The organism is Pseudomonas sp. CM27 (genome assembly GCF_013179515.1).
Taxonomy (GTDB): domain Bacteria; phylum Pseudomonadota; class Gammaproteobacteria; order Pseudomonadales; family Pseudomonadaceae; genus Aquipseudomonas.
On record NZ_JABMCN010000438.1, the window covers coordinates 1 to 1410 of the forward strand.

The following is a 1410-nucleotide window of genomic DNA, read 5'->3' on the forward strand; positions in this document are numbered from 1 at the left end:
AAAGTGGAGCATCACCATGACTCAAGTACGAAGCACCTTCGGCATTCTGGGTGCCGCCCTGATCGGCAGCATGGCCTTGGGCAGCAGCGCGTTTGCCGTCGAACCGCTGGCTCAGGGTTATCAGCTGGCGCAAGCCAAAGTGGCCGGCGAGGGCAAATGTGGTGAAGGCAAGTGCGGCGGCAGTGGCAAGGCCACGCAGGGCGAAGGCAAATGCGGCGGCAGCGACAAGGCCACCAACAGCGAAGGCAAATGCGGTGAAGGCAAGTGCGGAGCCAGCGCCAAGGCTGGGGCTGAAGGCAAGCATGCCGGCGCGTAGCTTGCCAGGCTTCACGCTGCCATGGCTTACGGCCTGTTCAGTCCCCTGACTGCCAAGGGCTGATCTTCTTCCCATGAAACGCCGCCACGCCCCTCCTGCTGATCAGGCGGGGCGTTGTGCCTGTTGGAGACCTGCCAATGCACTGCACACCTTCTTACGCTCTGCCTCTGCAGACAGGGCTCGGCCTGCGTCGCGGGCTGTTGCCCGACCTGCTGGAGATGCAGGCCGGCACAGTGGACTTTCTCGAATGCGCACCGGAAAACTGGATTGCCGTGGGCGGTGCCTATGGCAAGGGTCTGGCTCAATTGGCTGAGCGCTTCCCTATCACCTGCCATGGGCTGTCGTTGTCGCTGGGTGGCAGCGAGCCACTGGACCTGCATTTCCTCGACCAGACCCGTCAGTTTCTTGATCGCCACCAGGTGCGCTTGTACAGCGAGCACCTGAGCTATTGCAGCGATGACGGGCACCTGTACGACCTGATGCCTATGCCGTTCACCGATGAAGCCGTACGCCATGTGGCCGCGCGCATACGCCAGGCACAGGAATACCTTGAACGGCGCATTGCCGTGGAAAACATCAGCTACTATGCCGCACCGTACCAGGCGCTGAGCGAGCTCGAATTCATTCGCGCGGTTCTTGATGAAGCCGATTGCGACCTGCTGCTGGACGTCAACAACGTATTCGTCAACGCCTGCAATCATCGCTACGACGCCAGGGCATTCCTCAACGGCTTACCCAGGGAACGCGTGACCGGTATGCATGTGGCCGGGCATTTTGACGAGGCGCCCGATCTGAAAGTCGACACCCACGGGGCGCCGGTCAGGGAAGATGTCTGGGCCCTGTATGCCTTCGCTTGTGCCCGTTTTGGCGTGCTGCCAACGGTGCTCGAACGCGACTTCAACTACCCGCCACTGGCCGAGCTGCTCGCCGAAACGGCACGTATCCGCACTGTACAGCGTGCCTGGGGAGCTTCAATCCATGAATGAGACCCTGCGCGAACAGCAATACACCCTGGCCCGCCACCTGCGCGATCCTCAGCGCCATGCCCCGCCGCCCGGCCTGGAGGCGCGGCGCCTGAAGGTTTACTGCGAGTT

Annotated in this window: 1 protein-coding gene and 2 pseudogenes; all 3 read left to right on the forward strand. The window is 62.1% G+C overall.

From position 1 onward, the window contains the following. Window positions 1–16: 16 nt before the first annotated feature. Window positions 17–301 (forward strand): annotated as a pseudogene (locus HP547_RS28750) (EF-hand domain-containing protein); the annotation flags it as partial. 152 nt (window positions 302–453) lie between these two features. After that, window positions 454–1302 (forward strand): DUF692 domain-containing protein, encoded by an 849-nt coding sequence (locus HP547_RS28755; protein WP_172218760.1) that lies wholly within the window; start codon window positions 454–456, stop codon window positions 1300–1302. Next, a pseudogene (locus HP547_RS28760) lies at window positions 1295–1410 on the forward strand (DUF2063 domain-containing protein); the annotation flags it as partial. The gene HP547_RS28755 and the pseudogene HP547_RS28760, both read left to right, overlap by 8 nt.

Excerpts from the sequence above, each read along its gene's own strand:
- HP547_RS28755 (WP_172218760.1), top strand. The coding sequence starts at position 454 with ATGCACTGCACACCTTCTTACGCTCTGCCTCTGCAGACAGGGCTCGGC.